The sequence below is a fragment of the Streptomyces sp. NPDC047315 genome (assembly GCF_040643215.1).
In the GTDB taxonomy this organism is placed as follows: domain Bacteria; phylum Actinomycetota; class Actinomycetes; order Streptomycetales; family Streptomycetaceae; genus Streptomyces.
The window spans coordinates 167,755-180,905 of the sequence record NZ_JBEYTZ010000015.1 but is presented as its reverse complement, the minus strand read 5'-3'; the positions used below and the strand labels follow the sequence as shown (position 1 = coordinate 180,905).

Here is a 13,151-nt window from a genome sequence, read left to right as displayed (position 1 = left end):
ACCCACGCCGTTGGACCAGTAGAGTGACGCTTCGTGACAGCGCGACGGCCTTTGAAGGAAATTGTCGAGCCCGGCTGGGCGCAGGCCCTGGAGCCGGTGGCGGAACGCATCGCCGCGATGGGGGACTTCCTCCGCGCGGAGATCGGGGCGGGGCGCACCTATCTGCCCTCGGGGCAGCACGTCCTGCGCGCCTTCCAACAGCCCTTCGACGAGGTGCGCGTCCTGATCGTCGGTCAGGACCCCTACCCCACTCCGGGACACGCGGTGGGGCTCAGCTTCTCCGTGGCCCCCGACGTCCAGCCGGTGCCCAAGAGCCTGGACAACATCTTCTGGGAGATGCACAAGGACCTGGGGCACCCGCGGCCGTCCAACGGGGACCTGACGCCCTGGGCGCGCCAGGGCGTGCTGCTGCTCAACCGCTCCTTGACCACCGCGCCGCGCAAGCCGGCCGCGCACCGCGGCAAGGGCTGGGAGGAGGTCACCGAGCAGGCGATCCGTTCGCTCGTGGCCCGCGGCACCCCCCTGGTGTCGGTGCTGTGGGGGCGTGACGCCCGCAATCTGCGTCCGCTGCTGGGTGACTTCCCGGCGATCGAATCGGCCCACCCCTCCCCCATGTCGGCGGACCGCGGGTTCTTCGGCTCGCGCCCGTTCAGCAAGGTGAACGAGTTGTTGGAGCGGCAGGGCGCCCAGCCGATCGAGTGGCAGTTGCCGTGAGCACGCCGTCCGTCCGCTGGGTCGTCGGGGTGGACTCGGGCGGCTCGGGGCTGCGGGTGGCGCTCGCCGATGCGGCCGGCTCCGAAGCTCCGGAGGTCGTCGAGGGCCGTACGCCGGTGCGCACCGGCCCAGCGGGCATCGATGCGCACCATCTGCTGGAGCTGGTCCTGCCGATGGTGCGTGCCCTGTTCGTACGGGCCGGGCGCGAGGTGCCGGGGAGCGACCCGGATGCCGCGGTCACGGCCGTGGCGGTCGGCGCGGCCGGAATGGCGACGCTCGGCGGGCAGTTGCGCGCCGAGTTGCCGGGGGCGCTCGCCGCCGCCCTGGGGGTGCGCCGCCTCGCGCTCGCCGCGGACGCCGTGACGGCGTACGCGGGCGCGCTCGGTCAGCGCCCCGGCGCCGTCGTCGCGGCGGGCACGGGAGTGATCGCACTCGGAACGGATCTGTCCGGTTGGCGCCGGGCGGACGGGTGGGGCCATCTGCTGGGCGACTGCGGCAGCGGTGCGTGGATCGGCCGTGCGGGGCTGGAGGCCGCGATGCGCGCCCACGACGGCCGCCGGGGCGGCTCCACGGCCCTGTTGTCGGCCGCGGAGTCGGTGTGGGGGCCGGTGACCGGTCTGCCGGGGCAGTTGTATCCGCGTACGGACCGCCCGGCGGTGTTGGCGTCGTTCGCGCCGCACGTCGCGCGGTGTGCGGTCGAGGGTGACCCGGTGGCGGTGGACGTCCTCGCGCGGGCGGCCCGGCACCTCGTGGAGGCGGCGGCGGCCGTGTGCCCGCCCGTACGGCAGGGCTCAGCCCGGCAGGGGCGGGAAGACGGCGGTGTGGACGTCGCTCTGACGGGCGGTCTGTTTGCGATGGGCGATCCCTTGGTCGTGCCGCTGCGGGAGCGGTTGGCGGCTGAGTTGCCCTCGGCTCGGCTCGTTCCGGCTGCCGGCGACCCGCTGGCCGGTGCGGTGTCGATCGCCGTCGCGCTCGCCGACGGGTCCCTGCGGCTCCCGGCAGATCCGGCGCTGCTGCACGTACCGCCCGTGGTGTGACCGCGGGGGACGGATCGGCAGAGCGGGGCAGATGAGACGCGCCAACCTTTCGCCAACCTCATCGGATAAAAACGGACAGATGACACCGGACGACCCCCTCCCCGAACAGCCGCGCCGGCAAAACCAGTAGCATGCGGCGCCATGAGCTCCCCCACTGGGCCAGCACCCGGCCTGCCTGTACGAATGCCGCGTCCCCGCCAGTCCGGTCGGCACCGCCGCCCGGAGCCCGTGGCGGCTCCCGAGGGCGCACCCGCGCTGGTGCTCGCCGTTCCCGGCGCTCCCACTCCCGCGATGCGGAGTCTGGCCGAAGAGATCATAAGCATCGCCCGTTCGGAGCTTCCCGGCCTGGAAGTCGGCATCGGCTACCTGGACGGCGTCGACCCGCAGCCCGCCGCACCGCAGCCCGTCGACGCCTTCGCCGAGGGTGTCGACGGCGCCGGAGCGGCCGTTGCGGACGCGAACTCCTTTGATGCGGCTGACGGGAGTGACGGCTCCGATGGGGCCGGGGCGCCCGCGGTGGACGCGTCCGCCGGTCCGTCCTTGACGAGCGTGTTGGCCCGTACGGCCGCGCTGCGCACCGAGCGGTACGAGATCGCCCTCGCCGCCGGCCGTGAGGTGCCGGCGCCCGAAGGGCCGTCCGCCGTCGTGGTCCCGCTGCTCGCGGGCCCGGACGCGGCCCTGATGGCGCGGATCCAGCAGGCCGCCGACGCCAGTGGTGCCACGGTGGAGCTCGCCCAGGTGTTGGGTCCGCACCCGCTGCTCGCCGAGGCCGTGCACGTACGGCTGTCGGAGGCGGGGTTGGCCCGGGCGGACCGCGCGCGGCTGTTCACCGTCGCCACGGCCGCGGACGGCATCATCCTCGCCACGGTGGGCGGTGACGAGGCGGTGCGGGCCGCCGGGATCACGGGCATGCTGCTCGCCGCCCGGCTGGCGGTGCCGGTGATGGCCGCCGCGCTCGACCAGGACGGCTCGGTCGCCGCGACGGCCGAGCAGTTGCGTGCCTCCGGCTCCACCCAGTTGGCCGTGGCCCCGTATCTGATCGGCCCCGAACTGCCCGACGGGCTGCTGGAGACGGCTCTCAAGGAGGCGGGCGCGCCGGCGTCCGAGGCGCTGGGCGCCTATCCGGCCATCGGCAAGCTGGTGTTGTCGCAGTACACGACGACGCTGGGCATCACGCCCCAGCCGCAGGGCTCGCCGCTGCGCTGAGCGCGGGCGGCGGCGGTGGGGCGGGCGCCGGCTTCGGCGGGGCCCGCCCCACCGTACGGCCCGCGCCGCACGCAGCGCGGGTCGTACGTACGGCTGTACGGCTCAGGCGAAGACGATGCAGGAGGCCGCGGGGGCGTCCAGGGAGCCCGCCCACCGCGGCACCCCGCTGGCGGGGTCCACGTCGAACCAGGCGACGCTCCCGGAGCGTTCGTTGGCGACGTACAGCCGCCGGCCCGCGGGGTCGAGCTTCAGGTCCCGGGGCCAGTGGCCGCCGCACGGGACCGTGGTGGTGAGTTCCACCCGCTCCCGGCTCTCGTCCACGGCGAGGACGGCGATGCTGTCGTGACCGCGGTTGGCGACCCACAGCCGGGTTCCGTCGGGCGAGACGACGATCTCGGAGGGGTAGGCGCGCTGCGGGACGCCTTCGGGCAGCACCGGCGCCTCACCGATCGGCTCCAGCCGGCCCGTCGCGCCGTCCCAGCGGCACACGGTGACCGTGGGCTGGAGTTCGTTGAGCACGTAGACGTGGGTCCCGGCCGGGTGGAACACGAGGTGGCGGGGGCCGGTGCCGGGGCGCAGCGCGGTCTCGCCGTGCAGGGTCAACTCCCCCGCCTTCGCGTCGAGGGTGCACACGTGCACGGTGTCCGTGCCGAGGTCCACGCCGAGGACCCAGCGGCCGGTGGGGTCCGCGACGACCTGGTGGGCGTGCGGGCCGCGCTGGCGGTCCGGGTCGGGGCCGGAGCCCTCGTGCTGGAGCACTCCGCTGACGGGCTCGGGGCGCCCTTCGTCGTCGAGGGGGAGGACGCTGGTGCTGCCGGAGCCGTAGTTCGCCGTCAGCAGGTGGCCGTCGAGGACGGTGAGGTGCGTGGGTCCGGCGCCGCAGACGGGAACCCGGGCGCCGTGCTGGCGCGGCGATGCGCCGCTGACGTCGAAGGCGGCGACGGCGCCCTCCGCGGTCTCGGAGACCGCGTACAGGACGGGGTTCGCGGCGATCGGCGCCAGGGCGAGGTAGGAGGGGTCGGCGATCGCGTCGCTCGCCCCGGTCTCGGTCAGGGCACCGGTCGCGCCGTCGACGGTGACGGCGAGGATGCCGCGGCCTCCCGCCGAGGTGAACGATCCGATGAATGCCCGTCCCGTGCTCTGGTCGCCCACGGCGGTGTCCCTCCCACTGATGCTGGTGTTGCCGGGCCGACGGTAGCAGCGGTCTAGACCAACTGTCTGTACGTGGTGGCGCACGCCGGCGGATTCCGCAGTGCTTACCCGCGAAAGCGGGGATCTACCCTCCGGTAGCCGGTTGTCTGCGCACCCTTGCCGGCACCGGCGGCGGGCGCGCTGGTCAGCGCGGCGGACGTCGGGCGCCGGGGCGTGGCGCGCCGGGGGCGTGCGTCCGCGATCGTGCGCTCACCAGTGTGAACGCTGCGACGCAGACAGGCAGGTGGTGCGGGTGGGAGAACACCTTGGGCCGGTCAGGGTGGGCGAGCCGGCGAGTGCGGGTGGGCCAGCGGGCATTGCGGACGCGCTCGATGGAACCGCTGCTGGCATCCTGGATGCATGAGCCATGCACGCACCCTGTCGGTCATCTTCGATCTCGACGGCACGCTGGTGGACAGCGAACCCAACTACTACGAGGCGGGGCGCCGGGTCCTGGCCGAGTACGGAGTCACGGGCTTCACCTGGGAACGGCACACGGACTTCATCGGCATCGGGACGCGCGAGACGCTCCAGACGCTGCGCGCCGAGCACGGGATCGAAGCGCCGGTCGAGGAGTTGCTGGCGGGCAAGAACCGTCATTACGTGGCGCTGGCCCGGGCGGCGACCGAGGTGTATCCGCAGATGCGGGCGTTCGTGGAGTTGTTGGCCGGGGACGGGGTGCCGATGGCGGTGGCCTCCGGGTCCTCCCCCGCGGCGATCGACGCGGTCCTGACGGGAACGGGGCTCGACGCCCTGATCCCCACGGTGGTCTCCGCGGAGGAGGTGGCGCGGGGCAAGCCCGAGCCCGACGTCTTCTTGGAGGCGGCGCGCCGGCTGGGGGCGGCACCCGGGCAGTGCGTGGTGCTGGAGGACGCACCGCCGGGCGCCGCCGCCGCGCACGCCGCGGGGATGCGTTGCATCGCCGTCCCGTACGTACCGGGGACGGCGGACGACCCGGCGTTCGGCACGGCGAGCCTGCTGTACCGGGGCGGCCAGGGCGAGTTCACGGCCCGCGCGGCGTACGACTGGTTGCGCGGGCAGCGGCCCTGACCACGGGGCGCGCCCCGGCGCCGGCCGACCGCGGGGGCGCGCCCCGTGTCAGACCTTGTGCGCCACGCCGACGTACACCGGCGTTCCCACCGTCTCGGCCTCGGTGCCCTCGGGCTCCAGGTGCCACTCCTCCAACGGCACGATGCCGGGCTCGGTCAGCTCAAGCCCCTCGAACAGCGCGGAGACCTCCGCCCGGTTGCGCATCCGCAGCGACATCCCGCTGGCGCGGTAGATCTCGGTGACGCGTTCGAGGGTCTGCGGGTCGAAGTCGCCCGTGCCGTGGGCGAGCATCAGCGCGCTGCCCGTCGGCAGCGGCTCCAGCAGGGTGCGCAACACCCCCTGCGGATCGGCCTCGTCGGGCAGGAAGTGCAGCAGGGCGATCAGGGACACGGCGATCGGCTCCCGGAAGTCCAGTACCTCCCGCGCCTCGGCCACGATCTTCGCCGGCTCACGCACGTCGGCCTGGACGTACTCGGTGCGGCCGGCCGGCGTGCCGCGCAGCAGTGCCTCCGCGTGCCGGAGCACCACCGGGTCGTTGTCGACGTACACGATGCGCGCGTCGGGGGCGATCTCCTGGACGACCTGGTGGAGGTTGGGTTCGGTGGGGATGCCGGTACCGACGTCGAGGAACTGGCGGATCCCCCGACGGGCCAGGTGCCGTGCCGCGCGGCGCATGAAGCCCCGGTTGGCCCGGGCGAGGCGCCGGCCGTCGGGAAGCACCTTCAGCACGTGCTCGGCCGCCTCGGCGTCCACGGGGTAGTGGTCCTTGCCGCCGAGGAAGTAGTCGTACATTCGGGCCGAGTGGGCCTTCCCGGTGTTCACACCGTCGGTGGCGTGCTCGGTGTCGGTCATCGAGGTCTCCTCCGTCGTCGGTCGGGGCGTGGCCGGGGGGCGTGGCCACGCCGGGGCCGTGCGGCTGCGTGCGACGGCACACGGACACGCACGAGTGCAGGGGTGGGTGGGCGGAGCGGCCGGGATCGGACGCGTGCCCGCGCGGGTCACACGAGCAGGAAGTCCGCGGCGCCGTTCTTCGCGCCTTCGACGACCTCAGCGATGTCGCGGGCGGTGAAGATCAGGGCGGGCCCGTCGGGGTACCGGGAGTGGCGCACGGCCACCTGTCCGTCCCCGAGTTGCTTCACCTCCATGCAGTTTCCGCCGTTGCTGCCGCTCCAGGGCTTCTTCCACGCGTGTGCGCCGAGGGTGACGTCCGCCTGGCTGACGTGGCTCATGGGTCAAGCTCCTTGCGAATGACGTCGAGGAAGCGCAGGGTGTCCTTCCTCGACAGTGCGTATGTGCTCATCTGGTCGAGGACCTCGCGGTAGAGCGCGACCTCGATCGGATCCTCGCTGTACGTCGCCCTGCTCAGGCCGTCGATGCCCACGACGTCGGGGAGTTCCGGGATCTCGAACCGGAAGACGGAGAAGGGGCCGAACCCGCCGGGGTGCAGCCCCGCGGCGAACGGGGCCACCTGGAGGGTCACGGAGGGGAGTTCGGCCACGTCGAGGAGGTGGTCCAACTGGGCGCGCAGCACCTGCGGCGGTCCCACGGGACGCCGAAGGACGGTTTCGTCGACGATGACCCAGAACTGCGGCGGCTCCGGTTCGGTACGGGTCAGCAGCGCCTGGCGCTCCTGCCGCAGCGCGATCTGCCGCTCCACCACCTCGGGCGTGGGCCTCGGCAGTCCGAGGCTCAGCACGCGACGCGCGTAGTCGGGCGTCTGGAGCAGTCCGGGCACGACGTGCGGTTCGTACGCACGGATCCTGCGGGCGCCGCTCTCCAGGCTGACGTGCACGCCGAACCAACTCGGCAGCACGTCGCGGTAGCCCTGCCACCAACCGGAGACGTTGGCCTTCTCGGTCAGCTCCAGGAACTCCCCGGCCTCCTCGTCGACGACTCCGTAGATCTCCAGCAGCGCCTTGACGGTCAGCCACTTCAGGGCGACCTCGGCGCGCTCCATGCGCGTGATCGTGGTGTGGGACTGCCGCAGTCGCCTGCCCACCTCCTGTGCCGAGAGGCCGGACACCTGACGGAGTTGCAGCAGCCGTCTGCCCAGGACCATCTGCAACACCGTGGGGGCTGACCTCGGCTCACTCACCTCTTGGCCCCTCTCGAACACCGGTTCACGGGGTGCAGTGTGCCATGCGAGCAAGAGCCTGCACAGGACACACATCCCACAGTGCACCGTGCAGAGTGTCGCTTGCCAACTCCCCTGGCCGGGTCCATAGTTGGCGCAGTGACTCGGCTCACGCGGCTGACCGGCCGACGTGTACGAGACGCGGCGGCGCCCCGGCCGCTCACCGCGACGGGGCGCGGCTCCGGAGCGGTCCCCTACTCCTTCGCGGTGCGCGCGAAGACACCGCGAGGACGGCGTCCACCCTCTCCGGTCGTCGACCTGGGCTGGGAGTGCCCCCACCGATAGGACTGCCCGTGACGATCGCCGCAGACTTCCCGTCCCTGCGCCCACCGAACGACGACGCCGTCAGCACCTGCCTGTTCGACCTGCCGTCCGACCACCGTTCGGTCTCCATAGCCAGACGCCTGACCGAGACGTACCTGGACAGCCGCATCCAGTGCGACGACGTCCGACACTCCGTGAAGCTGCTGATCAGCGAGTTGGCCACGAACGCGATCCGGCACACAGCGGGGATCCAGTTCCGCTGCCGGGTGCGGCTGGAGCAGGACGCGGTGCGCATAGAGGTGGAGGACCGGGGGGACGCGCCGGCGCTGATCTGGCCCCGTACGGCTTCGAGCGAGGACGAGGGCGGCCGGGGGCTGCACCTGGTGGCGCGGCTGTCCAAGGACTGGGGCATGCGGCGCCGGGACCACGGGCCGGGCTCGGTCGTGTGGGCGGTGGTGGCGCACTAGCACGAGCGCCAACAGCCCCAAACGTCCGCTTCAAGTGCGGCCCGGCGGCGCGCCCCGCCCCCGACTTCACGCGGTGATCGCGGGGCGGGCTCCGGGGACCGGTCGTACGCCGTCTCGGGCGGGAGCGGCCCCCGCGGCCAGGGTGCTCAACTCCCCCGGAACGCCAGCCGGAGTCCACCAGACCGGTGCGCTCGACGAACTCTCGTCGCCGGCCGCCGAGGAGCCGTGACCGCCGCGGACCGTGCGACGGCGGTCGAACGGCTCGTCACCATCGCCGCTGCCCTCTTCCGCGCGCCCCCTGACGCTCCCCCACCGGTCCCACGAGTCCCACCGGCCCGCGGGTCAGTCCGTCGAGGCCCTGCTATGCCGCTTAGTGGATTAGCGCTAGGATCTCCATGGCACCTCGCCACCGGGGACCCTCCCGGGCCGTAGCAAACCCCGTGCCCGGCCAACAGGAAGCGGGAGGGCCCCCGGCCCCGCCGGCCCGTTCCCGGACGTCTCCCCCATGGCCGCCTCGCGCAGCCCGCGCCTTCTAGACGGGGCCGCAGGCCACCAGCAACGGCAGGAACGGCGCCGCGACCGAGGCGACGACCACCCCGATCCAGGTCAGCCGGCGGGGCCGGTCCTGCGGGGTGAGGATGCGGCGGAGCCTGATCAGGGCCCCCGAGCCGCCCGCGCCCAGCGCGGTCCGCGGCGCCCGCCCCGCCGCGACCTCGCACATGGCGGTGGCCAGGGCGTCGCGCGAGTGGAGCCGCAGGGCCCGGTCGTCCGCGATCATCTCCAGCAGCAGCGCGGTCTGCTCATGGGCGTGCCGGGCGAGCGGCAGCCCGGGGAAGGCGCGGGCGAACGCCTTCGTGGCGACCTGGACGAGGTGGTGCCGGCCGCGGATGTGGGCCTTCTCGTGTTCCAGTACGGCCCGCAACTGCTCATCGGTCAGCCGCTCCAGCGCCCCGCGGGTGACGACGATCCGACGGGCGCGCCCGGGCAGGCAGTACACCGCGGGCGCCTGGTGCTCGACGACCGTCACCCCGTACTCGGACGCGTCCGAGCCGATCACGGTCAGCAGGTCGGCGTGGCGCCGCCGCTCCCGGCCGGCCTGCCACGCCGTCCACCCCAGCCAGCCGAACGGCAGCGCCAGGATGGTCAGCGGGGCCATCAGCAGACCGACGTCGGCGAGGGAGGCCGGGGAGCTCACGGGCTGCGCGTCCGCGGCCAGCCCGCAGGCCGACAGCAGCCCCACCAGGCCCTCGTGGACGTGCTGCTCGACCAGCACCAGGTGGTACACGGACGAAGCGGTCGCCACGACGAAGGTGAGCATCAGGCCCTGCCAGGCCAGTACGGCGACGGTGGGGGCGCGATGGGCCCACCGGGCGCCGGCGAGCGCGTACGGGACGGCGGCGCCGACCAGCAGCGCGTACCCGGCGAGCGCCGCGGCCGTGATCACGAACCGCTCCGCCGCTTGGCGGCGCGCAGCGCGGAGCGCAGGGCCTGCACCTCGTCGGCGGAGATCTGTTCCACGAAACTGAGCAGCACGCCGGCCGGGTCGGGGTTGCCCTCCAGTGCGTCCTGCATCCGGGCCGCCGCGTACTGCTGACGGGTGCAGGTGGCCCGGTACACCCAGGCCCGCCCCTCCTTCTCGCGGGTGAGCATGCCCTTGTTGTAGAGGATGTCGGCGACCGTCTTCACGGTGCTGTAGGCGATGGGGCGCTTCCTGTTGAGGTCGTCGCGGACCTCCCGGGCGGTGGCGGGACGCCCCCAGTTCCAGAGGCGGTCCATGATCTCCGCCTCCAGGTCACCCAGCTGTCGCACGCCCACTCCCTTCGTCGGCGGCCTCGACACCCCCGCCGTCCAGGCTGCTCATCGTAGTGGTCGCACCGGGGGCCGCCGGGCCGCCGGAGCGGTCGATGGCCTGCTCAGGGACGGCGCAGGCGTTCGCGGTGCGCAGCCGGCGCACCAGCGCGTGGGCCAGCAGCGCGAGGGAGATCACCGCGAGGACCGGTTGCGCCGGGGCCCAGTAGGTCATCGCGCCGCTCATGCCGAGCGCCAGCACGACCAGCTTGTTGCAGACGGGGCAGCCGACGGCGAAGACCGAGAGGACTCCCGCGGCGATCGCCCGGGCCCCGCGCGGCCGGGGCGCGGTCCGGGGCGTCGGGCCGCCGGCGTAGGTGGCGACGAGGAGGCCCATCAGGATCGAACTGCCCGCCCACACCGGGTAGTTCCACCACACGACGGGGGTCATCCGGGTGTAGAGGGAGGACGGTACGACCCCGGTCGGCACCCCGATCACGGCCGCCGCGAGGACGGCCACGACCACCGCCACGGCCCACTGCCGCGGCCTCCACGCTCCCAGCCCCATCAAGGCTCCCGAGCCCATCGCGCCCTCCTTCGTCGACAACGCCAAGGAGCTTAGTAGACCCTGGGTGGCCGAAACACCGGAGGGCACCCTTCGGTATGGTCGGGTCCGGAGGTCACGTGGTGCGTACGGGCAAGTCGATCAAGACAGCGGGTGTCTGGGGACATCTGCTGCTGGTCGTGCTCGCGCTAGGCGTCTTCGCGATGCACACCGTGGGGCACCCCGACGCCGACTCCGGCGCGTCCCACGGCGGCGACCGGATGGCCGCCGCCTCCAGCACGTCCGCCGTGCTCGCCGTACCGTTCGGTTCCGCCGGGCCCCTTCCCTCGGCGCTCTCCCCCGACGGGCCCCACGCCGCCGCGCCGGCGGCGCCGGCCGCCGCAGACGCCGGCGGCGACCACGACGCGGCCGGCTCCGGCATGGCGATGGACATGCTCTCCCTCTGTCTGGCCGTGCTCGGGACCTGGTTGCTCGCCGCCCTGCTCAGGGCCGCGCTCACCCGTAGCGCGGACCGTTCCCGACGCCCGCGCGCGAGTGTCCTCGTCGCTCCCCTGCGGGGTCCGCCGCCGCGCGGCCCCGATCTCTCCTCGCTGTCGATCCTGCGGATCTAGGCCGTACCTCCGCGCCGCGGGCCGCTTTGGCGTGCCCGCACACGGCTTTCGTACGACCTTTCCGACCCTCTCGATCCGGATCCTTCCGATCTTGCGATCTTGCGATCACAGAAGACAGCAAGAGGTAGTGACGTGACTGCTGAGAAGCACACTGAGATGACGCCCGCCCCCGCCCGGGGCCGTCGGGCGGTGCGGCGCGGCGCCCTGGTCGCCGCCGTCGCGGCGACGGGGCTGCTGCTCGCCGCCTGCGGCAACGACGACGACATGGGCGACATGGACCACGGCAAGAAGGACTCCGCCGCCTCCGCGGGCGCGCAGCCGGGTGACAACCCGGCGCCGGGCGCCTTCAACGACGCCGACGTGATGTTCGCGCAGATGATGATCCCGCACCACGAGCAGGCCCTGGAGATGTCCGCGCTGGCGAAGGACCGGGCGCAGGACGCGCAGGTCATCAAGCTCGCCGAGCAGATCGCGGGGGCGCAGGACCCGGAGATCCAGAAGATGAAGTCCTGGCTCGCGGCCTGGGGGAAGCCGGAGTCCGGCGGTTCGATGCCGGGCATGGACCACGGCTCGTCCGGCGGCTCGGGCGACTCCGGCATGGACGGCATGATGACCGACCAGGACATGGCCGCCCTCAAGGCCGCGAAGGGCAAGAACTTCGACACGCTGTTCGCGCAGCTCATGGTCAAGCACCACGAAGGCGCGATCACCATGGCCAAGGACGAGCAGAAGAACGGCAAGAACGCCACGGCGAAGAAGCTCGCCGGCGAGGTCGTCCAGGGCCAGCAGGCCGAGGTCGACGAGTTCACCGCGATCCTCAAGCGGCTCTGACCACGCGGGCCCACCGGGCGCCGGGCCGCCGCAGCGCGGCCCGGCGTCCCCCGGTGCGACGGGCCCGTACGCCTGCGTGCACCGCCTCCGTACGCGGCCGTACGTCCGGTACGTCGCCGCGCCTCCTCCCTTCCGTCTCCACACCCCACGACCTGATCAGGAACCCATGAAGAAGCGCCTCATCGCCCTGTCCGCGTCCACCGTCGCCCTCGCCCTGACACTCACCGCCTGCGGCGGCGACGGCGACGACTCCGACGGCGGGAAGTCCGCCGCGTCCGTCGACATCAGCCACATCCACGGCGTCGGCGTCCACCCCACCGACGGCAAGCTCTACGTGGCCACCCACAACGGCGTGTACACCCCGGGCGAGAAGAACGCGCCCGTCCTCGTGGGCGACCGCAAGGACGACTTCATGGGCTTCACCATCACCGCCGACGGCACCTTCCTCGCCAGCGGGCACCCCGCGCCCGGCCGGGACGCCCCCGCGAACCTCGGTCTGATCGAGAGCGCCGACACCGGCAAGACCTGGCAGGACAAGTCCCTCACCGGGGAGGTCGACTTCCACTCCCTCGACCACGCGCACGCCACCGTCTACGGGTACGACAGCACCAACGGGCTGCTGCGCGTCAGCAAGGACGGCTCCACGTGGGAGACCCGCAGCGAGCTGAAGGCCCTCGACCTCGCCGTCAGCCCCACCGATCCCGACACCGTGCTCGCCACCACCGAGTCCGGGGTCGTCCGCAGCACCGACGGGGGCAAGACCTTCGGCCCCGGCGCGAAGCCCGTGATGGCGTTCCTGTCGTGGTCGGACGCGAAGGCGCTGTACGGCGTCGACCCGGCGGGCAAGATCAGCGTGAGCGCCGACGGCGGGAAGACCTGGAAGGAGACCGGCACGGCGCCCGGCGGACAGCCCCAGGCGCTGACCGCGATCGGCGCCCAGCGGCTGATCGCGGCGACCGGCGACGGCGTGTACGAGTCGCAGGACGGCGGCGCCACCTTCACCAAGCGTCTCGACGTCTCATCGGGCGGCGGCCACTAAGAAGGACGGACCGAGCCGGGGCCCAGGTCGTGTCCGCAAGGCCCCGCGCACGGCCCGCGCCCCTGTTTCACTGCCCCCGTCATGCGCCTGCGGGCCGGGGGGAGGCGTTGAGGAGCGCTGGGGGTCCCCCCACGCCCTTAGGCGTAGGGGGAGGAACTGCGCGAACGACCCGCCACCGGGCCGCAGGCGCCATCCCGGCACGCCGTCACGGCGCTACTGCGTCCGTCGAGGGCTGGGCGGAAGGGCCACGCGGG

The 13,151-nt window shown here is 73.2% G+C and carries 15 protein-coding genes; 8 read left to right on the top strand and 7 right to left on the bottom strand.

Features of this window, described 5'->3' with window-relative positions:
- Nucleotides 1-51: 51 nt before the first annotated feature.
- The 3 genes from ABZ842_RS19530 (at nucleotide 52) to ABZ842_RS19520 (ending at nucleotide 2,957) form a co-directional block, all read left to right on the top strand.
- Nucleotides 52-714 carry a uracil-DNA glycosylase gene (locus ABZ842_RS19530; RefSeq protein WP_361538036.1) on the top strand — a complete coding sequence of 221 codons (663 nt, stop codon included), beginning with the start codon at nucleotides 52-54 and terminating at the stop codon, nucleotides 712-714.
- Nucleotides 711-1,751, top strand: coding sequence for a BadF/BadG/BcrA/BcrD ATPase family protein (locus ABZ842_RS19525; RefSeq protein ID WP_361537988.1), 1,041 nt, complete (start codon nucleotides 711-713; stop codon nucleotides 1,749-1,751). Before ABZ842_RS19530 ends, ABZ842_RS19525 begins: the two co-directional genes overlap by 4 nt.
- A gap of 141 nt (nucleotides 1,752-1,892) precedes the next feature.
- Entirely contained in the window at nucleotides 1,893-2,957 is a 1,065-nt protein-coding gene (locus ABZ842_RS19520) for a hypothetical protein (RefSeq protein ID WP_361537986.1), read from the top strand.
- A 102-nt stretch (nucleotides 2,958-3,059) separates the two neighbouring features.
- Here the strand turns inward: ABZ842_RS19520 and ABZ842_RS19515 are convergent, their stop codons facing one another.
- Entirely contained in the window at nucleotides 3,060-4,109 is a 1,050-nt protein-coding gene (locus ABZ842_RS19515; RefSeq protein ID WP_361537984.1) for a lactonase family protein, read from the bottom strand.
- A 399-nt stretch (nucleotides 4,110-4,508) separates the two neighbouring features.
- Between ABZ842_RS19515 and ABZ842_RS19510 the strand changes: the two genes are divergently transcribed.
- A complete protein-coding gene (locus ABZ842_RS19510) occupies nucleotides 4,509-5,198 on the top strand; it encodes an HAD family phosphatase (protein WP_361537982.1) in 690 nt (229 codons plus the stop codon).
- A 48-nt stretch (nucleotides 5,199-5,246) separates the two neighbouring features.
- On the opposite strand, the gene ABZ842_RS19505 is transcribed toward ABZ842_RS19510, so the two are convergent.
- The 3 genes from ABZ842_RS19505 to ABZ842_RS19495 all read right to left on the bottom strand — a co-directional run bounded on the left by ABZ842_RS19505 (nucleotide 5,247) and on the right by ABZ842_RS19495 (nucleotide 7,257).
- Nucleotides 5,247-6,050, bottom strand: a complete 804-nt coding sequence (locus ABZ842_RS19505; RefSeq protein WP_361537980.1) for an SAM-dependent methyltransferase — start codon at nucleotides 6,048-6,050, stop codon at nucleotides 5,247-5,249.
- A gap of 146 nt (nucleotides 6,051-6,196) precedes the next feature.
- A complete protein-coding gene (locus tag ABZ842_RS19500) occupies nucleotides 6,197-6,427 on the bottom strand; it encodes a DUF397 domain-containing protein (RefSeq protein ID WP_361537978.1) in 231 nt (76 codons plus the stop codon).
- Nucleotides 6,424-7,257 carry a helix-turn-helix transcriptional regulator gene (locus ABZ842_RS19495; protein ID WP_361537976.1) on the bottom strand — a complete coding sequence of 278 codons (834 nt, stop codon included), beginning with the start codon at nucleotides 7,255-7,257 and terminating at the stop codon, nucleotides 6,424-6,426. The genes ABZ842_RS19500 and ABZ842_RS19495 overlap by 4 nt, the downstream gene beginning before the upstream one ends.
- Nucleotides 7,258-7,625: 368 nt before the next feature.
- Between ABZ842_RS19495 and ABZ842_RS19490 the strand changes: the two genes are divergently transcribed.
- Nucleotides 7,626-8,063, top strand: coding sequence for an ATP-binding protein (locus ABZ842_RS19490; RefSeq protein ID WP_361537974.1), 438 nt, complete (start codon nucleotides 7,626-7,628; stop codon nucleotides 8,061-8,063).
- A gap of 532 nt (nucleotides 8,064-8,595) precedes the next feature.
- On the opposite strand, the gene ABZ842_RS19485 is transcribed toward ABZ842_RS19490, so the two are convergent.
- From ABZ842_RS19485 to ABZ842_RS19475, 3 genes are read right to left on the bottom strand one after another with little or no spacing between them, the layout of a single operon-like run.
- Nucleotides 8,596-9,507, bottom strand: coding sequence for a M56 family metallopeptidase (locus ABZ842_RS19485; RefSeq protein ID WP_361537972.1), 912 nt, complete (start codon nucleotides 9,505-9,507; stop codon nucleotides 8,596-8,598).
- Nucleotides 9,504-9,872: a BlaI/MecI/CopY family transcriptional regulator gene (locus ABZ842_RS19480; protein ID WP_361537970.1), complete on the bottom strand. Its 369-nt coding sequence runs from the start codon at nucleotides 9,870-9,872 to the stop codon at nucleotides 9,504-9,506. Before ABZ842_RS19480 ends, ABZ842_RS19485 begins: the two co-directional genes overlap by 4 nt.
- Complete coding sequence (locus ABZ842_RS19475) at nucleotides 9,856-10,437, bottom strand: hypothetical protein (RefSeq protein WP_361537968.1); 582 nt, start codon at nucleotides 10,435-10,437, stop codon at nucleotides 9,856-9,858. The genes ABZ842_RS19480 and ABZ842_RS19475 overlap by 17 nt, the downstream gene beginning before the upstream one ends.
- A gap of 77 nt (nucleotides 10,438-10,514) precedes the next feature.
- Between ABZ842_RS19475 and ABZ842_RS19470 the strand changes: the two genes are divergently transcribed.
- The 3 genes from ABZ842_RS19470 (at nucleotide 10,515) to ABZ842_RS19460 (ending at nucleotide 12,897) form a co-directional block, all read left to right on the top strand.
- A complete protein-coding gene (locus ABZ842_RS19470) occupies nucleotides 10,515-11,027 on the top strand; it encodes a DUF6153 family protein (RefSeq protein ID WP_361537966.1) in 513 nt (170 codons plus the stop codon).
- A gap of 156 nt (nucleotides 11,028-11,183) precedes the next feature.
- Entirely contained in the window at nucleotides 11,184-11,858 is a 675-nt protein-coding gene (locus ABZ842_RS19465) for a DUF305 domain-containing protein (protein ID WP_361538034.1), read from the top strand.
- 166 nt (nucleotides 11,859-12,024) lie between these two features.
- Nucleotides 12,025-12,897: a F510_1955 family glycosylhydrolase gene (locus tag ABZ842_RS19460; RefSeq protein ID WP_361537964.1), complete on the top strand. Its 873-nt coding sequence runs from the start codon at nucleotides 12,025-12,027 to the stop codon at nucleotides 12,895-12,897.
- Nucleotides 12,898-13,151 lie beyond the last annotated feature (254 nt).

Coding starts and splice junctions, on each gene's coding strand:
- ABZ842_RS19520 (WP_361537986.1), top strand. CDS start 1,893: ATGAGCTCCCCCACTGGGCCAGCACCCGGCCTGCCTGTACGAATGCCG.
- ABZ842_RS19510 (WP_361537982.1), top strand. CDS start 4,509: ATGAGCCATGCACGCACCCTGTCGGTCATCTTCGATCTCGACGGCACG.
- ABZ842_RS19505 (WP_361537980.1), bottom strand. CDS start 6,050: ATGACCGACACCGAGCACGCCACCGACGGTGTGAACACCGGGAAGGCC.
- ABZ842_RS19500 (WP_361537978.1), bottom strand. CDS start 6,427: ATGAGCCACGTCAGCCAGGCGGACGTCACCCTCGGCGCACACGCGTGG.
- ABZ842_RS19495 (WP_361537976.1), bottom strand. CDS start 7,257: ATGGTCCTGGGCAGACGGCTGCTGCAACTCCGTCAGGTGTCCGGCCTC.
- ABZ842_RS19475 (WP_361537968.1), bottom strand. CDS start 10,437: ATGGGCTCGGGAGCCTTGATGGGGCTGGGAGCGTGGAGGCCGCGGCAG.
- ABZ842_RS19470 (WP_361537966.1), top strand. CDS start 10,515: ATGGTCGGGTCCGGAGGTCACGTGGTGCGTACGGGCAAGTCGATCAAG.
- ABZ842_RS19465 (WP_361538034.1), top strand. CDS start 11,184: ATGACGCCCGCCCCCGCCCGGGGCCGTCGGGCGGTGCGGCGCGGCGCC.
- ABZ842_RS19460 (WP_361537964.1), top strand. CDS start 12,025: ATGAAGAAGCGCCTCATCGCCCTGTCCGCGTCCACCGTCGCCCTCGCC.